Origin of the sequence: Rhodoplanes tepidamans, assembly GCF_030813915.1 — a bacterium.
In the GTDB taxonomy this organism is placed as follows: domain Bacteria; phylum Pseudomonadota; class Alphaproteobacteria; order Rhizobiales; family Xanthobacteraceae; genus Rhodoplanes; species Rhodoplanes tepidamans.
Genome location: NZ_JAUSUJ010000024.1, coordinates 81,341 through 101,903 on the forward strand (window position 1 = coordinate 81,341; position 20,563 = coordinate 101,903).

Consider the following 20,563-nt stretch of genomic DNA (forward strand, 5'->3'; position numbering starts at 1 on the left):
GGGCCCATGACGCTCGCCTGGACCGCCACCGAGATGATGACCGTCGTGTCGGCGCGGGCGCTCTCCTCGTCCGACGTCTGCTTCGTCGGCATCGGCCTGCCGTCGGCGGCCTGCAATCTCGCCCGCCTCACCCACGCACCCGGCATCACGCTGATCTACGAGTCCGGCACCATCGCCACGAAGCCGCGCGTGCTGCCGCTGTCCATCGGCGACGGCGAGCTGTGCGACACGGCGCTGACCACCGTGTCGGTGCCGGAGATGTTCCGCTACTGGCTGCAGGGCGGGCGCATCACGGTCGGCTTCCTGCCCGGCGCGCAGATCGACCGCTTCGCCAATCTCAACACCACGGTGATCGGACCCTACGACCGGCCGACGACGCGGCTGCCGGGCAGCGGCGGCGCGCCCGAGATCATGACGCATTGCGGCGAGATCTTCGTCACCATGAAGCAGGGCCGCAGGAGCTTCGTCGACAGGCTCGACTTCGTCACCACGTTCGGCCACGGCGAGGGCGGCGACCATCGCGCCCGGCTCGGCATCCGCACCAAGGGACCGACCCGGCTGATCACCGACCTGTGCGTCTTCGAGCCCGATCCGGAGACCCGGGAGATGATCGTCACCGCGATCCATCCGGGCGCGACCCGCGACGAGATCCGCGACGCCACCGGCTGGCCGGTGCGCTTCGCCGCCAGCGTGGCCGAGACCGCCATCCCGACGGAGACCGAGCTCGAGACGCTCCGCGACCTGCACGCCCGCACCCGCCGCGCCCACGGCGGCGGGGTCTGACGTTCAATACCGAGAGACCGTGCCGGCCGCTCTCGCGGCCGCGCACCCACGGCCATCGCCGAACCGGAACCGCCGCCGCCGGGGCTCCTCGCGCGGTGGGACGCTCTCGGCTTGGGCGCGCGATTATCGAACGCGGCGTTCGAAGTTCGGCCAATCTACGCTTGCATTCGCCGCAACGGCGGAGTGAAATACGAAAAAATACGCTCCCAATAACGACACCACAGGAAACGCCAGGGCCATGACGTTCTATTTTCCCACCCAGAGTCTGTCCGCTTTTCCCCCCCGCCTGTCGCCCGGATACAAGAGCACGCCCAAGCGCTGCCCGACCAAGCCGCTGATCCTGATGAAGCACACGCTCAGCGAGCTGACCGGCCCGGTCTACGGGCAGGACGCCGTGCAGCCGGGCGACGAGGATCTCACCCGCCAGCACGCCGGCGAGCCGCTCGGCGAGCGCATCATCGTCCACGGCCGCGTGCTCGACGAGGACGGCCGGCCGGTGCCCAACGCGCTGGTCGAGATCTGGCAGGCCAACGCCTGCGGCCGCTACATCCACGTGGTCGACCAGCACCCGGCGCCGCTCGATCCGAACTTCACCGGCGCCGGCCGCTGCAAGACCGACGAGAACGGTCATTACAAGTTCATCACGGTGAAGCCCGGCGCCTATCCGTGGGGCAACCATCCGAACGCCTGGCGGCCGGCCCACATCCACTTCTCGATGTTCGGGCACTCCTTCGTGTCGCGGCTCGTCACCCAGATGTACTTCCCGGGCGACCCGCTGTTCCCGTTCGATCCGATCTTCAACTCGGTCACCGACGAGGCGGCGCGCAACCGCATGATCTCGGTCTTCGACCTGGAGAACACGGTGCCCGAATGGGCGCTCGCCTACCGGTTCGACATCGTGCTGCGCGGCCGCAACCAGACCCCGATGGAGAGCTGAGATGACGCTGGGCATCACGCCGTCCCAGACCGTCGGGCCGTATTTCGCCTATGGCCTGACGCCGAACGGCAGGTACGACTGGAAGGACACGTTCGGCAACGACCTGGTCACGCCGGACGCCGACGGCGAGCGCATCCGCATCGAGGGCCGCATCATCGACGGCGACGGCGTGCCGATCACCGACTCGATGCTGGAGATCTGGCAGGCCGACGCGCAGGGCCGCTACGCCAACCCCGCCGATCCGCGGCCGCGCAACTCGACCTTCCAGGGGTTCGGGCGCACCGGCACGGACGCGGAGGGCCGCTTCGTGTTCGAGACGATCAAGCCGGGCCCGGTGCCGGGGCCGGACGACACGCCGCAGGCGCCGCACATTCTGGTCGCGGTGTTCGCCCGCGGCATGCTGCGGCAGAGCTACACGCGGATCTATTTCGCCGACGAGCCGGGCAACGCCGCCGATCCGATCCTGGCCCTGGTGCCGGAGGAGCGGCGCGCCACCCTGATCGCGGCGAAATCGGTGCAGAACGGACACCCGGTCTACACGTTCGACATCCGGATGCAGGGTGACGCCGAGACGGTGTTCTTCGAGATCTGAGCATTCGAGCGACGGGGGCGTCTCTGCACCGCATGCGGAGGCGTTGTGGCACTGGTCATTCCGGGGCGCGGACCGTCAGGTCCGCGAGCCCGGAATCCATGGCCCCGGTGTCGGTGGCTCACGAAAGACAGGGGATTGTGGCCCGGGCTCGGCCCTTCGGGCCGCCCGGGACGACGGAACTAAGACAACAACAAGCAGCGAAAACCCAAGGGAGAGAAACATGCGCGTGAAGGTGCTGACACCCCTGGCGGTCGCTCTCGGCCTGATGGCCGCGGGTCCCGCGTCGGCGCAGGGCGTCGTGAAGATCGGCGTCATCGAGGCGATGACCGGCCAGCAGCAGTCGACCGGCGTGCAGACGCTCGCGGCGATGCGGCTCTACATGCAGCAGCACGGCGACACCGTCGCCGGCAAGAAGATCGAGCTGATCGTCAAGGACGACGGTGCCGTCGCCGACAACGCCAAGCGCCTCGCCCAGGAGCTGATCGTCCGCGACAAGGTGAACGTCCTGGTCGGCTTCGCGGTGACGCCGACCGCGCTCGCGGTGGCGCCGCTCGCCACCGAGGCGAAGATTCCGACCATCGTGGCCAATGCCGGCACCTCGATCATCACCGAGCGGTCGCCCTATCTCCTGCGCACCAGCTTCACGCTGCCGCAGTCGAGCGTGATCATCGGCGAGTGGGCGGCCAAGAACGGCATCAAGAAGGTCGTCACCATCGTGTCCGACTACGCGCCCGGCGCCGACAGCGAGAAGACCTTCACCGAGGCCTTCACCAAGGGCGGCGGCCAGGTGGTCGAGGCGCTGAAGGTCCCGCTCGCGGCCCCCGACTTCGCGCCCTTCCTGCAGCGCGCCCGCGACGCCTCCCCCGACGCCGTGTTCGTCTTCGTGCCGTCCGGCCAGGGCGCCACCTTCGTCAAGCAGTTCATCGAGCGTGGCCTCGACAAGGCCGGCATCAGGATCATCGGCCCCGGCGACGTGACCGACGACGACCTGCTCAACGGCATGGGCGACCAGGTGATCGGCACGGTGACGGCGCACATGTACTCGGCCGACCACCCTTCCGAGCTGAACAAGAAGTATGTCGAAGCGTTCAAGAAGGCCAACAACGGCCTGCGCCCGAACTTCATGTCGGTCGGCGGCTACGACGCGATGCACCTGATCTACGAGGCGCTCAAGAAGACCAATGGCGACACCAACGGCGACAAGCTGATGGCCGCCATGAAGGGCATGGCCTGGGAGAGCCCGCGCGGCCCGATCTCGATCGATCCCGAGACGCGCGACATCGTCCAGAACATCTACATCCGCAAGGTCGAGAAGAAGAACGGCGAGCTCTACAACGTCGAGTTCGCCACCTTCGAGGCCGTGAAGGACCCCGGCAAGGCGAAGAAGTGAGCGGGGTGCACGAAAAGGGCACGACCGTCCTCCGTCTTCGGCCTGTCCCCTCTCCCCTCTGGGGAGAGGGTTAGGGTGAGGGGGCTCCGGCACCGATCGGGTGTCTCAGCTCCCCCTCACCCGGAGCTCGCGCTGTCGCGCGAGCCCCGACCTCTCCCCCCTGGGGAGAGGTGAAGAAGAGCGTCCACCCGTCACCCCCGGCGGTCCGCATGGTCACCATTCTGTTCGACGGCATCGCCTACGGCATGCTCCTGTTCGTGCTCGCCGCCGGCCTGTCGGTGACGCTCGGGCTGATGAACTTCGTCAATCTCGCGCACGGCGCCTTCGCCATGGCGGGTGGCTACGCCGCGCTCGTCGTGGTCAATCGGCTCGGCGTGCCCTTCGGGCTCGGCCTCGTCGCCGCCTTCCTGTTCTCGGCGGCCCTCGGGGCACTGCTGGAGCGCACCCTCTACGTCCACGTCTACGCCAAGAGCCATCTCGACCAGGTGCTGTTCACCATCGGCCTCGTCTTCATGTCGGTGGCGATCGTCGACTACACCATGGGCTCGTCGCAGCAGTTCATCGCCATCCCGCCGGTGCTGCAGGGCCAGATCACGGTGCTCGGCATCGGCATGAGCAAGTACCGGCTGATGATCATCGTGATCTGCGGGGTGCTCACCGCGCTTCTCCAGCTCGGGCTGACGCGGACCCGCTTCGGCAGCCGGCTGCGCGCCGCCGTCGACGACCAGCGGGTCGCCCGCGGGCTCGGCATCAATGTCGGCGCCGTGTTCGCCCTCACCTTCGCGCTCGGCTCCGGTCTCGCCGGGCTCGGCGGGGCGCTGGGGGCCGAGATCCTCGGCCTCGATCCGATCTTCCCGCTCAAATACATGATCTACTTCCTGATCGTCGTGACGGTGGGCGGCACCTCGTCGATCACGGGACCGTTCCTGGCGTCGCTGCTGCTCGGCATCGGCGACGTCGCCGGCAAGTACTACGTCCCGCAGCTCGGGGCCTTCGTCATCTACACGATCATGATCGTGGTGCTGATCTGGCGGCCGCAGGGCCTGTTCGTGCGAAAGGGTGCGCGATGAGAGGGCCCGACGTGTCCACCTCCGCCAAGCTCGCGAGTGCGATCTCGGCCCAGTTCACGGCGCGGGCGCGATGGTCGCCGCTCGAGGTGCTGTTCTGGCTCGCCGCGCTCGCCACGATCTGGCTCGCGCCCGACCATCATCTGATCCTGACCGAGATCGTCATCTGGGCGCTGCTCGCCCTGTCGCTCGATCTCATTCTCGGCTACGCCGGCATCATCTCGCTCGGCCACGCGGCCTTCTTCGGCATCGGCGCCTACACGGCCGGCCTGCTCGCCAAGCACGCCCTGGTGAGCGAGCCCGTGCTGGCGCTGCTGGTCTCGGGTGCCGCCGGGGCGGCGTTCGGATTCCTGACCAGCTTCCTGGTGCTGCGCGGCACCGATCTCACCCGACTGATGGTGACGCTCGGCGTCGCCCTGCTGGTGCGCGAGATCGCCAACCGGGCGGCCTGGCTCACCGGCGGGGCCGACGGGCTGCAGGGCATCGGCATGGAGCCCGTGCTCGGCCTGTTCCGCTTCGATCTCTACGGCCACACGGCGTATGCCTACAGTCTCGTCGTGCTGTTCGTGCTGTTCGTGATCGCACGCCGCATCGTCGGCTCGCCGTTCGGCCTGTCGCTGCAGGCGATCAAGGGCAACCCGCTGCGCGCCTCCGCGGTCGGCATCGGCCAGACCTGGCGGCTGGTCGGCATCTACACGCTCGCCGCCGCCTACGCCGGCGTCGCCGGCGGGCTGCTGACCCAGACGACCGCCTTCACGTCGCTCGAATCGCTGTCCTTCGACCGTTCGGCCGACGCTCTCCTGGTGCTGATCATCGGCGGCACCGGCCATCTCTACGGCGGACTGATCGGCGCCGTCGTGTTCCGCTTCGCCCAGGACTGGATCTCGGCGGCGACGCCGCAATACTGGCAGTTCTGGATCGGCCTGTTCCTGGTGCTGATCGTGCTGGTCGGTCGCGACCGCATCGGCAGCTGGGTCGCGCCGGTGCGCCGGCTCGCCGACCGCGTCTCCGACTGGCGCGCGTGGCGCCGGCCCCCGGCGGTCGAGCCGACCGCGCCCGGCGAGGGAGGCCGGCCATGATGTCCGCATCGTCCGTGCCGGCGCTGGAGACCCGCGCCCTGGAGAAGCGCTTCGGCGGCATCGTCGCCTCCAACAACGTGTCGCTGTCGATCGCCCGCGGCGCCCGCCACGCCCTGATCGGGCCGAACGGCGCCGGCAAGACCACGCTCGTCAACATGCTGACCGGCGTGCTCAAGCCGTCGGGCGGCGAGATCCTGCTCGACGGCCGCGACATCACCGCGCTCGAGGCGCACGAGCGGGTGCGACTGGGCATCGCCCGCACGTTCCAGATCAACCAGCTCTTCGCCGACCTCACGCCGGTCGAGACGCTCGGCCTCGCGATCTCGGAGCGGCTCGGCACCGGCACCCATTTCTGGCGTGTGCCCGGAACGCGGCCCGAGGTGGTCGACGAGATCGCCGCGCTGCTCGAACGCTTCCGCCTCGCCGACGTGATGCACGAGCGCACCGCGGTGCTGCCCTACGGCAAGCAGCGGCTGCTGGAGATCGCGCTCGCCTTCGCGTGCCGGCCCCGCGTGCTGCTGCTCGACGAGCCGGCCGCCGGCGTGCCGGAGGCCGAGCGGCACGAGATCCTCGCCGCCGTCGCCGGCCTGCCGGAGGACGTGACGGTGCTGCTGATCGAGCACGACATGGACATCGTCTTCACCTTCGCGGACCGCATCTCGGTGCTGGTCAACGGCCAGCTCTTCGTCGAAGGTACGCCCGACGCGGTGGCCCGCGACCCGCGGGTCAAGGCCGTCTATCTCGGAGAGTCGCTCGATGCCTGAGCTGCTGGAGATCGACCGGCTCTCCGCCGGGTACGGCGAGGCCGTGGTGCTGAACGAGATCTCGCTGTCCCTGCCCGAGGGCCGGTCGCTGGCGCTGCTCGGCCGCAACGGCATGGGCAAGACCACGCTGGTCAACTCGATCATCGGCGTCACCCGCTGGCGCGGCGGCACGATCCGGCTCGCCGGACGCGACATCACGACGCTGCGGCCGGACCAGCGGGCACTCGCCGGCATCGGCTGGGTTCCACAGGAGCGCAACATCTTCAAGTCGCTCACCGTGCACGAGAATCTCACCGCGGTGGCGCGGCCGGGCGCGTGGTCGCCCGACAAGGTCTACGGCCTGTTTCCGCGGCTCGCCGAGCGGCGCGGCAATCTCGGGAACCAGCTCTCCGGCGGCGAGCAGCAGATGCTGGCGATCGGCCGCGCCCTGGTGCTCAATCCCAGGCTCGTGCTGCTCGACGAGCCGACCGAGGGGCTGGCGCCGATCATCGTCGAGGAGCTGATCGCGGCCCTCGCCCGCATCACCCGGCAGGAGGGCCTGTCCGCCATCGTGGTCGAGCAGAACGCCCACAAGATCCTCGGCGTCACCGACCATGCCGTCGTGCTGGAGCGCGGCAGCGTCGTCCATGCCGGCGACAGCGCGACCCTCAGGGCCGACCGCGCGGTGCTGGAAGCCTTTCTCGGCGTCAGCCACGGCGGCCCGAAGCGCGCCGCGGCGGGATCGTCCGAACCCGTCCGCGGATGAAGGCGCACGGTTCTCGCACCGTCATGCCCGCGCTCGTCGCGGGCATCCGCGCCTCCGGCCGCCGTCCAGAAGGACGTGGATGGCCGGGACGAGCCCGGCCACGACGAGGTGGCCGGGAGCGAGCATCAGATGATGGCGGCGCCATGCCGCAAGGGAGGAGAAGCCCATGTCCCGCACCCGTCCGCCGTTCCGCGCCGACCAGGTCGGCAGCCTGCTGCGTCCCGCCGCGCTGAAGGAGGCGCGGGCCCGCTTCCAGGCCGGCGAGATCCCGGCCGACGAGCTGAAGCGCGTCGAGGACGAGGAGATCCGCCGCATCATCCGCAAGCAGGAGGAGATCGGCCTGCAGGCGGTGACCGACGGCGAGTTCCGCCGTTCCTGGTGGCATTTCGACTTCCTGAAGGCGCTCGACGGCGTCGAGGGCTTCGAGGCGCAGGCGGGCATCCAGTTCCACGGCGTGCAGACCCGGGCCGAGGGCGTGCGGGTGACCGGTCGGGTCGGGTTCTCCGATCACCCGATGCTGGAGCATTTCAAGTTCCTCAAGGCCAACACCGTCGTGACGCCGAAGATGACGATTCCGTCGCCCTCGGTGCTGCACTTCCGCGGCGGCCGCAAGGAGATCAGCACCACGGTCTACCCGCAGCTCGACGCCTTCTTCGACGATCTCGCCCGCGCCTACAAGAAGGCCGTCAAGGCCTTCTACGACGCCGGCTGCCGCTACCTGCAGTTCGACGACACCGTGTGGGCGTATCTCTGCTCCAAGGAGCAGCTCCAGCTCGCCCGCGACCGCGGCGAGGAGGTGGAGAAGCTGCCCCGCATCTATGCCGACGTGATCAATCACGCGATCGCCGACCGGCCGCACGACATGGTGATCACGACGCATGTGTGCCGCGGCAACTTCCGCTCCACCTGGGTGAGCGAGGGCGGCTACGAGCCGGTCGCCGAGCGGCTGCTCGCCGGCATCGACTACGACGGCTACTTCCTGGAATACGACACCGAGCGGGCGGGCGGCTTCGAGCCGCTGCGCTTCCTGCCCAAGGGAAAGAAGATCGTGGTGCTCGGCCTCGTCACCTCCAAGACCGGTACGCTCGAGGCGGCCGATGCGGTCCGGCGCCGGATCGACGAAGCGTCGAAGTTCGTGCCGCTCGATCAGCTGGCGCTCAGCCCGCAATGCGGCTTCGCCTCCACCGAGGAGGGGAACCTGCTCGCCGAGGAGGAGCAGTGGGCGAAGCTCGCGATGATCGTCGACATCGCCCGCAACGTGTGGGGGTGAGTCTCGCCCCGGCTCGCCCCGCCTTGGGACGGGCGCGTCTCGGTCAGCGGTTCACCGGCACCGAGTCGGGCGGCGGATCGGGCGTCGTGCGGCCGGGAATCATCGGCTGCGCCGTGCCGCCCACCGTGCCGGTGGCGCGCGTGCCGGTCCTCGGGGGCTGCTGAACCAGACGGTCGTCCGTGGTCGGCGACGGGCCGGCGGCGGTTCCGGTGGTGCGCGGCGTGCCGCGGTCACCGCCGAAGCCAAACAGCATCAGGGCCAGCACGGCGAGCAACGCGACGCCGAGGACGATCGGCCAGCCGCGCACGCGGCGCCGCGCCATCAGCGGGTCGATCTGGGTTACGTCCGGACCGGGGCGCGGGTGTTGCTCGGCCATCGCTCGCTCCTCTGCCTTCGGGGTCAATGGTCGGTCGACCGCGCGGTTCCGCAGCCGGGCTGCGGCGGCGGCAGGCGGCTTGCGCTTTCGGTGGGATGCGGTATCGAGTCGACCGATCCCGCCTGCCGCCAACTCAGAGGTGTCATGACGCTGCCGCTCTCCGGCCTTCTCGTCGTCTCGCTCGAGCAGGCCGTGGCGGCGCCACTCTGCACCTGCCGGCTCGCCGACGCCGGCGCCCGGGTGATCAAGATCGAGCGCCCGGAGGGGGACTTCGCCCGGGGCTACGACGCGCTGGCGAAGGGCGAGAGCATTCATTTCGTCTGGCTGAACCGCGGCAAGGAGTCGGTCGTCCTCGATCTGACCCGCACCGACGACCGGGCGCTGCTCGCGGCGATGATCGCGCGCGCCGACGTCCTGGTGCAGAATCTCAAGCCCGGCGCGCTGGCGAAGCTCGGCTTCGATCCGTCGGCGCTGCGCGAGGCGCATCCGCGCCTGATCGTCTGCTCGATCTCGGGCTACGGCGAGACCGGCCCCTATGCGCGGCGCAAGGCCTACGACCTGCTGGTCCAGGCCGAAACCGGGCTCGCGTCCCTCACCGGCGGTCCGGGCGAGCCGGCCCGGGTCGGCTGCTCGGTCGCCGACATCGCGGCCGGGCTCGCGGCCTACGAGGCCTTGCTGGAGGCGCTGATCGCCCGTGGCCGCACCGGCGAGGGCGCGCTGCTGTCGGTGTCGCTGTTCGACGCGCTCGCCGAGTGGATGACGGTGCCGCTGCTCCAGCACGAGGGCGGCCGGACGCCGCGCCGCATCGGCCTCGCCCATCCGGGCATCGCGCCCTACGGCGTGTTCCGGAGCCGCGACGGCGACGAGGTGCTGATCTCGATCCAGAACGACCGCGAGTGGCGCGTGCTCGCCCGCGACGTGATGGGCGACGCGGCGCTCGCCGCGGATCCGGACTTCGCCACCAACGTCGCCCGCATGGCGCGCCGTCCCGACACCGACGGGCGCGTGCAGGCGGCCTTCGCGACGCTGCCGACCGACGAGCTGATCGCGCGCCTCGCGACGGCCGAGATCGCCTTCGCGCGCGTCAACGACATGGCGGCGCTCGCCGCTCATCCGCAGCTCCGCCGCGTCACCGTCGACACGCCGCACGGCCCGGTGCCGTACCCGGCGCCGCCGCGGCCGCATCGCGACGACTACGGTCCGGTGCCGGCGCTCGGCCGGCACACCGCCGCGGTGCGGGCCGAGTTCGCGCCCGCCGTCCAGGACACGCCCGCATGATCACGCTCATCGCCGACATCGGCGGCACCAATACGCGACTCGCGATCACCGGCCCGGACGGCAATCCGGAGCGGGTGCAGGCCTTCGCCAACGACAGCCTCGACGATCTGGACGACGCGGTCGCGGCGTATCTCGACGACACCGGAACGACGCCGGAGGCCGCCGTGCTCGCCGTCGCCGGCCCCGTGCAGGGGCGCCGGATCGAGCTCACCAATCGCGACTGGGTGCTCGATCTCGACCGCATCGAGCGGCGATTCGGCTTTCGCTGGGCGTGCGCCGTCAACGATTTCGAGGCGTTCGCCTGGGCCCTGCCGGGCTTCGGGCCGGGGGATCTGCGGCCGCTCGGCGCCGCGCTGCCGTCGCGCCGCGGGCCGGTCGCGGTGCTCGGGCCGGGCACCGGCCTCGGCGTCGCCGCGCTGGTGCCCGAGCAGGACGGCGGCTGGACCTCGGTCGCCAGCGAGGCCGGGCACATGTCGTTCGGGCCCGCGGCGCCGGACGAATGGCCCGTGTTCGAGCGCATCGCCGCGACCGTCGAAGCCGTGTCGGCCGAATGCGTCGTCTCCGGCGCCGGGCTCGCGCGTCTGCACGCCGCGCTGCATCCCGGCCGTCCGCCCTTCGATGCCGCCGCGATCGACTCCGCGGCCGAGCAGGGCGACCCGGCGGCCCGCGCGACGGTGGCGCTGTTCGTGCGCCTGCTCGGCCGGTTCGCCGGCGACGTCGCGCTCGCCTTCAAGAGCACGGGCGGCGTCTATGTCGGGGGCGGGGTGGCGCAGAAGCTCGGCGACCTGATCGACGGCGCGGCGTTCCGGGCCGCCTTCGAGGCGCATCCGGCGATGCGGTCCGTGCTGGCCGGGATTCCGACCGCGCTCGTCACCGCGGCCGAGCCGGGCCTCGCCGGCTGTGCCGCCTATGCGGCGCATCTCGCACGGCGGAACGCCGTGCGCGACGCCGCCGCGATCACGACAGACCGCGTGCCCTGAACGCGGCGACGTGGTGCGCGGCGGATTCTTCGGCGAAACAGCAGAACACGACGCGGTCCGGCAGCGTCCCGTGCGCGACCGCGTCTGCCGCGATCGCGTCGGCGACGGTCGTCACGGCGATGCGGGCGGCGCGGTCGGGCGGGAAGCCGTAGACGCCGGTCGAGATCGCCGAATAGGCGAGCGAGGCGAGCGCCCGCTCGCCTGCGAGCCGCAGCGCCATGCGGTAGCAGCCGGCGAGCAGGGCGTCCTCGTCGCGGCTGCCGTCGGTCCAGACCGGGCCGACCGCGTGGATGACGAAGCGGGCCGGCAGCCGGAAGCCGGGCGTGATCTTGGCCGAGCCGGTGTCGCAGCCGCCGAGCGCCCGGCAGGCCGCCGTCAGCTCCGGCCCGGCGGCGCGGTGGATGGCGCCGTCGACGCCGCCACCGCCCTTCAGCGCGCGGTTCGCGGCGTTGACGATGGCGTCGACCGCGAGCGTCGTGATGTCGGCGATCACCACCTCGAGTCTCGCGGACCCGATCGCGGCGGTGGCGAGCGGAGTCGGAAACGGCATCTCGTCCTCGCGCGACGGCGTCGCTCACGCGGCGATCTCGGCGCCGTGACTCACGCGTGAGCGGGAAGCGGTCGCGACGCGTCGAATCGACCGTGCGCGTCCGCACGGCGCGTCGAATCGCGGTAACCCGAATGTGTCCATGGCGCAACAGTCGCGGCTGGGGTGAAGAATACGTATCTGCGCCCTCTTGATGCGAGTCGGTGCGTTGGCTCTAATTGAACGTATGAGCACCGTCCTGATCGAGATTCGCCGTGCCAAGGTCTCCGATGCGACGTCGGTCGCGGCGGCCCACGACGAGGCTTGGAGGACCGCCTATCGCGGCATCATCCCGGGCCCGGAGCTCGAGAAGCTGGTGCAGCGGCGCGGCCCGGCCTGGTGGGACGGCGCGATCCGCAAGGGCAGCCGCGTCTCGCTGTTCTGCTTCGGCGATCAGATCGCGGGCTACTCCAACTACGGCCGCAACCGCGCGCGCAGCCTGCCCTACGAGGGCGAGGTCTACGAGCTGTACCTGCGGCCGGAGTTCCAGGGCCTCGGCTTCGGCCGCCGCCTGTTCACGGCGGCGCGGCGCGACCTCGCGCAGAACGGCATGAAGAGCATCGTCGTGTGGGCGCTGTCGGACAACGAGCCGGCGCTCGACTTCTACCGCGCGCTCGGCGGCCGTCCGGTCGCGCGCTCGTCCGAGACCTTCGGCACCAAGACGCTCGACAAGATCGCCTTCGCTTGGCCGGCCTGACGCGTTTCTCCAGACTGCCTGATCGCTTCCGGGCGCCGGACGGACGGCGGCCGGGACGCAGAACCTGCGGCGTTCACGTGCCCTTCGGCTTGGCGCGGCGCGTCGCCGGGGCCGCGAGCGGATCCTCCGGCCACGGGTGCTTGGGATAGCGGCCGCGCAGGTCGGTGCGCACGTCGGCGTAGGAGCCGCGCCAGAAGGCGGGCAGGTCGCGGGTGATCTGCACGGGCCGGTGCGCCGGCGACAAGAGCTCCACGATCAGCGGCACCCGGCCGCCGGCGACGGTCGGATGCTGGTCGAGCCCGAACAGCTCCTGTACCCGGATCGCCAGCTTCGGCCCTTCGTCGGTGTACTCGATCGGCAGGCGCGAGCCGGACGGCGCGTCGAAATGGGTCGGCGCGTCGTGGTCGAGCTTGCGCCGCAGGTTCCACGGCAGCAGCGCGTGCAGGGCGTTGGAGAGGTCGTCGGCGCCCAGCCCGCCGAGCGAGGTCTTGTCCACGAACGCGGGCGACAGCCAGTCGCCGATGGTCGCCAGGAGCGTGTCGTCCGACAGGTCGGGCCACTCGTCTCCTTCGTGCCGCCGCAGGAAGTTCACCCGGTCGCGCCACTGCGACAGCGCCGCCGACCACGGCAGGCGGGCGAGCCCCAGCGCGCCGATGCCCTCGGCGAGCTTCCGGGCGGTGCTCTGGTCCGGCACGATCTTCTGCGGCCGCTCGGCGAGGGCGACGGCACCGAGCCGGCGAGCCCAGCGGGCCCGGAGACTCGCCGAGCCGGAATCGAATGCCACCTCGTCGCTCTCGACGATGCGGTCGGCGAACAACGCCTCGATGTCCTCGATCGCGATCGGTGCGGCGAGCAGCACGCGGCTGTTGCCGGCGCTGCCGGCGAGCTCCGCCACGGCGAGGAACGGCGCCCGTGCGAGGGCCGAGGCGGGATCGACCGTGGCGCCGCGGCCGTTCGCCAGCAGCACCGCGCCGGTGCCGCCGCCGCGCGCCTTCGCCACCCGGTCCGGATAGGCGAGCGCCAGCACGGCCCCGGCCGCCGTGTCGGAGCCGCCGACCAGACGGGCGCCGTCCGGCAGGCCGAGGCTGCCGCCGGCGCGGCGGCCGGCCGTGGCGATCTCGGCCCAGCGGCCGGCCATGCGGCGGGCGTCCTCGGCGCGGCGCGAGCGGTCGTGCCGCAGCCCTTCGACGCGGTGGCGCAGATCCGGGTCGGTGCCGCCCAGCCCGCGCTCGGTCAGCACCACGGCGATGTCGGCGGCGAGCGGCGCCGCGCCGAGCCCGGCGGCGGCCATCACCATGCGGGAGAGCCGCGGCGGCAGGGGCAGGGCGCGCAGCCGCTGGCCCAGGTCGGTGATCCGCCCGTCCGGGCCGATCGCGCCGAGGTCGCGCAGCAGGGCGCCCGCCTCGGCGAGCGCCGCGGCCGGCGGCGGATCGAGGAACAGCAGCGTGCCGGGATCGGAGACGCCCCAGTGGGCGAGATCGAGCACGAAGCCGGTCAGGTCGGCGGCCAGGATCTCGGGCTGGACGAACGGCTCCAGCGAGGCGGTCTCGCGCTCGTCCCACAGCCTGTAGCAGACGCCGGGCTCGGTGCGCCCGGCGCGCCCGCGCCTCTGGTCGGCCGCCGCGCGAGACACCCGCACGGTCTCCAGCCGGGTCAGCGCCAGGTCGGGCTCGTAGCGCGGCACCCGGGCGAGGCCGGAATCGACGACGACGCGGACGCCCTCGATGGTCAGCGAGGTCTCGGCGATCGAGGTCGCCAGAACCACCTTGCGCTGGCCGGGCGGGGCGGGCGACACGGCGCGGTCCTGCACGTCGGCATCGAGGGCGCCGTACAGCGGCACCACGTCGACGGCCGGGTCGGTGATCTTCTCGGACAGCAGGGCCTCGGTGCGGCGGATCTCGGCCGCGCCCGGCAGGAACACCAGGAGCGAGCCGGGCTCGGCGCGCAGCGCGCGCAGCACCGCCTCGGCCACCTGCGGCTCCAGGTGCCGGCCGGGATCGCGCGGCACATGCCGGGTCTCGACCGGGTAGGCGCGGCCCCGGCTTTCCACGACCGGCGCGTCGCCCAGGCTCTTCGCGATCCGCGCCCCGTCGATGGTCGCCGACATCACCAGCAGCCTGAGGTCCTCGCGCAGGCCCTGCTGGGCGTCGCGGGCGAGCGCTAGGCCGAGATCGGCGTCGAGCGAGCGCTCGTGGAACTCGTCGAACAGCACCGCGGCGACGCCGTCGAGCGTCGGGTCGTCGAGGATCATGCGGGTGAACACGCCCTCGGTGACCACCTCGATGCGGGTCCGCCCCGAGATCTTCGAGCCGAACCGCACCCGGTAGCCCACCGTCTCGCCGACCTTCTCGCCGAGCGTCGTGGCCATGCGGGCGGCCGCCGCGCGGGCGGCGAGCCGGCGCGGCTCCAGCACCAGGATCTTCTTCCCCCCGGCCCACGGCTCGGCGGCGAGCACCAGCGGCACCCGCGTCGTCTTGCCGGCGCCCGGCGGCGCCACCAGCACGGCGGCGTCGCGCCGGGCCAGGGCGTCGGTCAGGGCCGGCAGGGCCTCGTCGATCGGCAAGGGCACGTCGAAGCGCATGTCACCCATCATTTCCGGTTCCGCCCTCCGGGCCCACGGACTCGTGTCTGGACAGCACGGCGACGGCCCGCTTCTTGTGGCCGGCGCTCCGGTCCCGAAGGCGCGGGCGGGAGCCTGAATTAACCCCGCGGGTTAACCGCGAATCGATGCCGCCCTTGCGGGCGGGCCCGGTTCCTGCCCCTTTAACGCGAGCGTAACCATACCGGCCCGGATCGGGCCGGCGGCGCAGGTCAGAAACAAGCTGGGACGGACGATGGCAACCCCCGTGACCGCCGCTACCGCCCGGGTCGACTGGGTCGACACGGCCAAAGGCCTCTGCATCATCATGGTCGTGCTGCTGCACTCGACCTTCGGAGTCGAGCAGGCGGTCGGCCGCGAGGGCTTCATGCACGTCGTGGTGGCCTTCGCCAAGCCGTTCCGGATGCCCGACTTCTTCCTGATCTCGGGGCTGTTCCTGGCGCGCGTGATCGACCGCGACTGGCGCCTCTACGCCGACCGCAAGGTCGTGCACTTCGCGTACTTCTATCTTCTGTGGATGACCATCCAGCTGGTCGTGAAGGCCCCCGTGCTGGCCGCCGAGCACGGCTGGGCCGGGGTGCCGGGGCAGTGGGCGCTGGCGCTCGTCGAGCCGTTCGGCACGCTGTGGTTCATCTATCTCCTGCCGATCTTCTTCGTCGTCACCAAGCTCGCCCGGCAGCTGCGCATTCCGCCGCTCGCGGTGTGGCTGGTCGCCGCCGCGCTGGAGACCGCGCCGATCCACACCGGGTGGACCGTGCCGGACGAGTTCGCGGCGCGGTTCGTCTACTTCTATACGGGGTTCCTGCTCGCCCCGCGGGTTTTTGCGCTGGCCGAGGCGGCTGCGGCGCGGCCATGGCTCGCGGCCGGCGGGCTCGCCGTGTGGGCGCTGGTCAACGGCACGCTGGTGTTCGCCGGCCTGTCCGAGTGGCCGATCGTCTCGCTCGCGCTCGGCTTCGCCGGCGCTGGCGCCATCATCGTGCTGGCGACCCTCCTGGTGCGGAGCCGCCTGTTCGACCCGATCCGCTACTGCGGCGAGCACTCGATCGTCGTCTATCTCGCCTTCTTCCTGCCGATGGCGGCGACCCGCATCGTGCTGCTCAAGACGGGCGTCGTCGCCAGCGTCGGCCTGATGTCGCTGATCGTCACCGCCGCCGGCATCCTCGGCGCGCTGGCGATCTGGTGGGCGGTGCGCGGCACCCGGCTGGACTTCCTCTTCACCCGGCCCGACCGGGCCCACATCGCGGCCCGCAAGGCGCCCGCCGGCGCGCGGCTGCAGCCGGCCGAGTAGGGCCGCCCCGACCGGGCGGCCGCGCAGCAGAGGTGTCGCATGGTCCTGCGGATCGTTCGGCTCGGCACGCCGCGTCTGCCTCACGAAGGCACCCGAATCGGCACCGTGCGCCGGCCGCCGCGGGGCGTCCGCAAGGAGCGCTACGCGGAGGAGGACTGGTTCGACGCCTGGCTGCCCGAGCTGTCGCCGAGTCCGGACCTGGTGGCGAAGGCGCACGCCGCGGCCACCGAGGCGGACTGGAAGGCGTTCGCGCGCGCCTTCCGGACCGAGATGGGCGAGCCGGGGCCGCGGCACCTCCTCGATCTCCTGGCGACGCTGTCGCACGGCGCGAACCTGTCGATCGGCTGCTACTGCGAGGACGAGGCCCGCTGCCACCGCTCGATCCTGCGCGAGCTGCTCGTCGCCCGCGGCGCCGTGCTGGACTGATGTTCGCAGGAGAGCGCGGCGGCGACCGGCGTCCGCCTCCGTAGCCCGGCTGGAGCGCGAGCGACAGCCGGGGACGCTGCTCCCGCATGTCGCTGCGCTCGATGCGGGCCACGGATCCTACGATCCGGCTGGCGCATGGCCGCGGGAGTGTATAGTTCGGGGCTCTCGCTCCCGCAGCCCCGAGTCCCCGATGCCCGAACCGCTCGCCCGTCCGCTCCGCAAGGGCGACCACGTCTTCCTGATCGACGGGTCGTCCTTCGTGTTCCGCGCCTACTTCGCCATGTTCAAGGCGGCGCAGAGCCGGGGCCGCTCGTTCACCCGCTCCGACGGGCTGCCGATCGGCGGCGTGCTGACCTTCTGCAACATGATGTGGAAGCTGCTGCGCGAAGGTCTCGACGGCGTGAATCCGACCCATATGGCGGTGGTGTTCGACCACTCCGGCAAGAGCTTCCGCAACGACATCTACGCCGACTACAAGGGCCACCGGCCGGAGCCGCCGGACGAGCTGATCCCGCAGTTCCCGCTGATGCGCGACGCGGTGCGGGCGTTCGGCCTGATCCCGATCGAGCAGGAGGGCTTCGAGGCCGACGACCTGATCGCCACCTATGCGCGCGTCGCCCGCGAGGCCGGCGCCGACGTGACCATCGTGGCCGGCGACAAGGACCTGATGCAGCTCGTGCGCGACGGCGTCGTCATGTACGATCCGATGCCCGGCAACGAGCGCCGCATCGGGCGGGACCAGGTGATCGAGAAGTTCGGCGTGCCGCCCGAGAAGGTGCCCGAGGTTCAGGCGCTGATCGGCGATCCGACCGACAACGTGCCGGGCGTGCCCGGCATCGGCGTCAAGACCGCGGCGCAGCTGATCGGCGAGTACGGCGACCTCGAGACGCTCCTGTCGCGCGCCGGCGAGATCAAGCAGGAGAAGCGGCGACAGGCCCTGATCGACAACGCCGAGACGGCGCGCGTCTCGCGCCAGCTGGTGCTGCTCGACGACCATGTCGATCTGACCTGCAGGCTCGACGATCTGCTGCTCGACGGCCGCGACACGAAGAAGCTGATCGCCTTCCTCAAGGCGATGGAGTTCTCCACGCTGACGCGCCGCGTCGCCGAGGCGCTGGCGATCGACCCGAACGACGTCGAGGCCGATCCGGCGCTGCGGGCCGCGCCGACCGCCGAAGGCGGGCCGGCCGAGGCGGCCGAGGCGGCCGCGGAGCCCGAGCCGGCGGCGTCCGCGCCGCGCCGCGCCGGCGCCTCCGGCCAGCTCGGCTTCGATCTCGGCGACACGCGGCCGAAGCCGGCGGCGCGCAGCAACGGCGGCGGCGACGTCGTCGTCACGCCGGAGCAGCTCGTCGCGTCCCGCAAGGCGGAGCTGGCCACCCAGAAGCTCGACCGCGCCGGCTACCGCACCATCCACGACCTCGCGGCCCTGAAGGACTGGGTGCTGGCGGCCGTCGACCAGGGCTTCGTCGCGCTCGACCTCACGGTGACGTCGCACGATCCCATGCAGGCCGACCTGGTCGGCTTCTCGATCGCGCTGGCGCCGGGCCGCGCCGCCTACGTGCCGCTCGGCCATCGCCGCGGCGACGATCTGCTGGCCGGCGGGGGCCTGGTGCCCGATCAGATCCGGCTCGCCGAGGCGCTGGCGCTGATGAAGCCGATGCTGGAGAGCCCGGGCGTCCTCAAGATCGGCCACGACCTCAAGGCCGACCTGCACGCGCTGGAGCGGCACGGCATCACGGCGGTGGCGATCGACGACGTGCAGCTGATGTCCTACGTGCTCGACGCCGGCCTCGGCTCGCACGCCCTCGCCGATCTCGCTCACCGGCATTTCGGCCACGAGGCGATGGCGCTCGTGGACATCGCCGGCAAGGGCAAGGCGCAGGTGTCGTTCGAGCAGATCGAGATCTCGCGCGCCTGTCCGTACTGCGGCGAGCAGGCCGACATCGCGCTGCGCCTGTGGCGGCTGTTCCGGGCCCGCCTCGTCGCCGAGCACATGACCACGGTCTACGAGACGCTCGAGCGCCCGCTGGTTCCGGTGCTGATGCGCATGGAGCGGCGCGGCATCGCCATCGACCGCGAGATGCTTTCGCGCCTCTCCGGCGAGCTCGCCCAGAAGGCCGCGGCCCTGGAGGACGAGGTCCAAAAGCTCGCCGGCGAGCCGTTCAATCTCGGCAGCCCCAAGCAGCTCGGCGACATTCTGTTCGGCAAGTTCAAGCTGCCCGGCGGCAAGAAGACCAAGACGGGCGCCTGGTCGACCTCGGCCTCGGTGCTCGACGAGCTGGCCGAGGAAGGCCACGTGCTGCCCGTGAAGCTGCTCGAGTGGCGGCAGCTGACAAAGCTGAAGTCGACCTACACGGACCTGCTGCCGACCTTCGTCAATCCGGAGACGCGGCGCGTCCACACGACCTTTGCGCTCGCGGCGACCACGACGGGGCGGCTGTCCTCGGCGGATCCCAATCTTCAGAACATTCCGGTGCGCACCGAGGAGGGCCGCAAGATCCGCCGCGCCTTCGTGGCACAACCGGGAACGAAGCTCGTCTCGGCGGACTATTCCCAGATCGAGCTGCGGCTGCTCGCCGAGATCGCCGACATCGCGGCCCTGAAGAAGGCCTTCCAGGACGGGCTCGACATTCACGCCCTGACGGCGTCCGAGATGTTCGGCGTGCCGGTCGCCGGCATGCCGGGCGAGGTGCGCCGCCGCGCCAAGGCGATCAATTTCGGCATCATCTACGGCATCTCGGCCTTCGGACTCGCCAACCAGCTCGGCATCCCGCGCGAGGAGGCGGGCGCCTACATCAAGCGCTACTTCGAGAAGTTCCCGGGCATTCGCGACTACATGGAGGCGACGAAGCTGTTCTGCCGGACGCACGGCTACGTCACGACCCTGTTCGGGCGGAAGTGCCACTACCCGGACATCGGCGCGTCGAACCCGTCGCTGCGTGCCTTCAACGAGCGGGCCGCGATCAACGCCCGCCTGCAGGGCACGGCCGCCGACATCATCCGCCGCGCCATGGTGCGGATGGAGCCGGCGCTCGCCAGGGCGAAGCTCTCCGCCCGCATGCTGCTGCAGGTGCACGACGAGCTGGTGTTCGAGGTGCCGGAGTCCGAGGTGGAGCAGACGCTGCCGGTGGTGACGCGCGTGATGGAAGAGGCCGCCATGCCGGCCGTGGCGCTCTCCGTGCCGCTCCACGTCGACGCCCGCGCCGCCGACAACTGGGACGAGGCGCACTGAGATCGAGGGCGGACTGCCGCCGCAAGCCGGCCGGCCGCCGCAACGTCTATCCGGCCGTCCGGCGCGAGCAGGCGACGAGCGTCGGCTTCTCCGTGATGCCGAGGCGGTCGAGAAACGGAAGCGCCCCGGCAAGGCACTCCGCATAGATCGACGTGTGTCCGGCGTTCGCGAGCAGGTGGCGCATCAACGCGGTGCCGACGCCGCGACACTGATGTGCTGGATGAACGACCACCTCGGCGACCCAGGTCACATAGACGCCGTCGGACAGGGCGCGGAGCAGGCCGACGAGCCGCTCGCCGTCCAGAGCCGCGAACACGAACGTGGTCCGGCGGACGGCTGTCGTCAGGTCGTCCGGGGCATAGTCCTCTCGCCGGCCCCATCCGACCGCCTCGTAGAGCGCCGCGATCTCGTTCGGATCGAGGTCGTCGGAGACGCGGCGGACGACGATGTCGGACATCCGCGACCTCCGGTGGC

General features: G+C 71.2%; 19 protein-coding genes. 15 read left to right on the forward strand and 4 right to left on the reverse strand.

Going from position 1 to position 20,563, the window contains the following annotated elements:
* Positions 1 to 6: 6 nt before the first annotated feature.
* From J2S22_RS24125 to J2S22_RS24165, 9 genes are all read left to right on the forward strand, one after another.
* Positions 7 to 783 (forward strand): CoA-transferase subunit beta, encoded by a 777-nt coding sequence (locus J2S22_RS24125; RefSeq protein ID WP_272778661.1) that lies wholly within the window; start codon positions 7 to 9, stop codon positions 781 to 783.
* A 238-nt stretch (positions 784 to 1,021) separates the two neighbouring features.
* Positions 1,022 to 1,720 carry a protocatechuate 3,4-dioxygenase subunit beta gene (gene pcaH, locus J2S22_RS24130; protein WP_272778660.1) on the forward strand — a complete coding sequence of 233 codons (699 nt, stop codon included), beginning with the start codon at positions 1,022 to 1,024 and terminating at the stop codon, positions 1,718 to 1,720.
* 1 nt (position 1,721) lies between these two features.
* A complete protein-coding gene (pcaG, locus tag J2S22_RS24135; RefSeq protein ID WP_272778659.1) occupies positions 1,722 to 2,312 on the forward strand; it encodes a protocatechuate 3,4-dioxygenase subunit alpha in 591 nt (196 codons plus the stop codon).
* A 220-nt stretch (positions 2,313 to 2,532) separates the two neighbouring features.
* Positions 2,533 to 3,702 (forward strand): ABC transporter substrate-binding protein, encoded by a 1,170-nt coding sequence (locus J2S22_RS24140; RefSeq protein WP_272778658.1) that lies wholly within the window; start codon positions 2,533 to 2,535, stop codon positions 3,700 to 3,702.
* 209 nt (positions 3,703 to 3,911) lie between these two features.
* Positions 3,912 to 4,772: a branched-chain amino acid ABC transporter permease gene (locus J2S22_RS24145; protein ID WP_272780218.1), complete on the forward strand. Its 861-nt coding sequence runs from the start codon at positions 3,912 to 3,914 to the stop codon at positions 4,770 to 4,772.
* The gene (locus tag J2S22_RS24150; RefSeq protein ID WP_284701183.1) at positions 4,769 to 5,848 is read left to right on the forward strand and encodes a branched-chain amino acid ABC transporter permease; all 1,080 of its coding nucleotides are present in this window, start codon (positions 4,769 to 4,771) and stop codon (positions 5,846 to 5,848) included. The genes J2S22_RS24145 and J2S22_RS24150 overlap by 4 nt, the downstream gene beginning before the upstream one ends.
* Complete coding sequence (locus J2S22_RS24155; protein ID WP_272780219.1) at positions 5,848 to 6,612, forward strand: ABC transporter ATP-binding protein; 765 nt, start codon at positions 5,848 to 5,850, stop codon at positions 6,610 to 6,612. Before J2S22_RS24150 ends, J2S22_RS24155 begins: the two co-directional genes overlap by 1 nt.
* Positions 6,605 to 7,357: an ABC transporter ATP-binding protein gene (locus J2S22_RS24160; protein WP_272780216.1), complete on the forward strand. Its 753-nt coding sequence runs from the start codon at positions 6,605 to 6,607 to the stop codon at positions 7,355 to 7,357. The genes J2S22_RS24155 and J2S22_RS24160 overlap by 8 nt, the downstream gene beginning before the upstream one ends.
* Positions 7,358 to 7,523: 166 nt before the next feature.
* Entirely contained in the window at positions 7,524 to 8,627 is a 1,104-nt protein-coding gene (locus J2S22_RS24165) for a cobalamin-independent methionine synthase II family protein (protein WP_272780215.1), read from the forward strand.
* Positions 8,628 to 8,670: 43 nt separating this feature from the next.
* Here J2S22_RS24165 and J2S22_RS24170 read toward each other — a convergent pair whose 3' ends face one another.
* Positions 8,671 to 9,003, reverse strand: a complete 333-nt coding sequence (locus tag J2S22_RS24170; RefSeq protein ID WP_272780214.1) for a hypothetical protein — start codon at positions 9,001 to 9,003, stop codon at positions 8,671 to 8,673.
* A gap of 144 nt (positions 9,004 to 9,147) precedes the next feature.
* Here J2S22_RS24170 and J2S22_RS24175 point away from each other — a divergent pair, with 144 nt between their 5' ends.
* Positions 9,148 to 10,281 carry a CaiB/BaiF CoA transferase family protein gene (locus tag J2S22_RS24175; protein ID WP_272780213.1) on the forward strand — a complete coding sequence of 378 codons (1,134 nt, stop codon included), beginning with the start codon at positions 9,148 to 9,150 and terminating at the stop codon, positions 10,279 to 10,281.
* Positions 10,278 to 11,261: a glucokinase gene (gene glk, locus J2S22_RS24180; protein WP_272780212.1), complete on the forward strand. Its 984-nt coding sequence runs from the start codon at positions 10,278 to 10,280 to the stop codon at positions 11,259 to 11,261. The genes J2S22_RS24175 and glk overlap by 4 nt, the downstream gene beginning before the upstream one ends.
* Here glk and J2S22_RS24185 read toward each other — a convergent pair.
* Positions 11,239 to 11,811: an O-acetyl-ADP-ribose deacetylase gene (locus tag J2S22_RS24185; RefSeq protein ID WP_272780211.1), complete on the reverse strand. Its 573-nt coding sequence runs from the start codon at positions 11,809 to 11,811 to the stop codon at positions 11,239 to 11,241. The two genes, glk and J2S22_RS24185, sit on opposite strands and share 23 nt — an antisense overlap.
* Positions 11,812 to 12,034: 223 nt before the next feature.
* Here J2S22_RS24185 and J2S22_RS24190 point away from each other — a divergent pair, with 223 nt between their 5' ends.
* Positions 12,035 to 12,544: a GNAT family N-acetyltransferase gene (locus J2S22_RS24190; RefSeq protein ID WP_272780210.1), complete on the forward strand. Its 510-nt coding sequence runs from the start codon at positions 12,035 to 12,037 to the stop codon at positions 12,542 to 12,544.
* A 73-nt stretch (positions 12,545 to 12,617) separates the two neighbouring features.
* Here the strand turns inward: J2S22_RS24190 and hrpB are convergent, their stop codons facing one another.
* A complete protein-coding gene (hrpB, locus tag J2S22_RS24195) occupies positions 12,618 to 15,137 on the reverse strand; it encodes an ATP-dependent helicase HrpB (RefSeq protein WP_272780209.1) in 2,520 nt (839 codons plus the stop codon).
* Between the two features lie 241 nt (positions 15,138 to 15,378).
* On the opposite strand from hrpB, the gene J2S22_RS24200 reads away from it, so the two are divergent.
* The 3 genes from J2S22_RS24200 (at position 15,379) to polA (ending at position 20,089) form a co-directional block, all read left to right on the forward strand.
* Positions 15,379 to 16,431, forward strand: coding sequence for an acyltransferase family protein (locus J2S22_RS24200; protein WP_272780208.1), 1,053 nt, complete (start codon positions 15,379 to 15,381; stop codon positions 16,429 to 16,431).
* 39 nt (positions 16,432 to 16,470) lie between these two features.
* Positions 16,471 to 16,857, forward strand: a complete 387-nt coding sequence (locus J2S22_RS24205) for a DUF488 domain-containing protein (RefSeq protein ID WP_272780207.1) — start codon at positions 16,471 to 16,473, stop codon at positions 16,855 to 16,857.
* 190 nt (positions 16,858 to 17,047) lie between these two features.
* Complete coding sequence (gene polA / locus J2S22_RS24210; RefSeq protein ID WP_272780206.1) at positions 17,048 to 20,089, forward strand: DNA polymerase I; 3,042 nt, start codon at positions 17,048 to 17,050, stop codon at positions 20,087 to 20,089.
* A 46-nt stretch (positions 20,090 to 20,135) separates the two neighbouring features.
* Here the strand turns inward: polA and J2S22_RS24215 are convergent, their stop codons facing one another.
* Entirely contained in the window at positions 20,136 to 20,546 is a 411-nt protein-coding gene (locus tag J2S22_RS24215; protein ID WP_272780205.1) for a GNAT family N-acetyltransferase, read from the reverse strand.
* Positions 20,547 to 20,563: the final 17 nt, after the last annotated feature.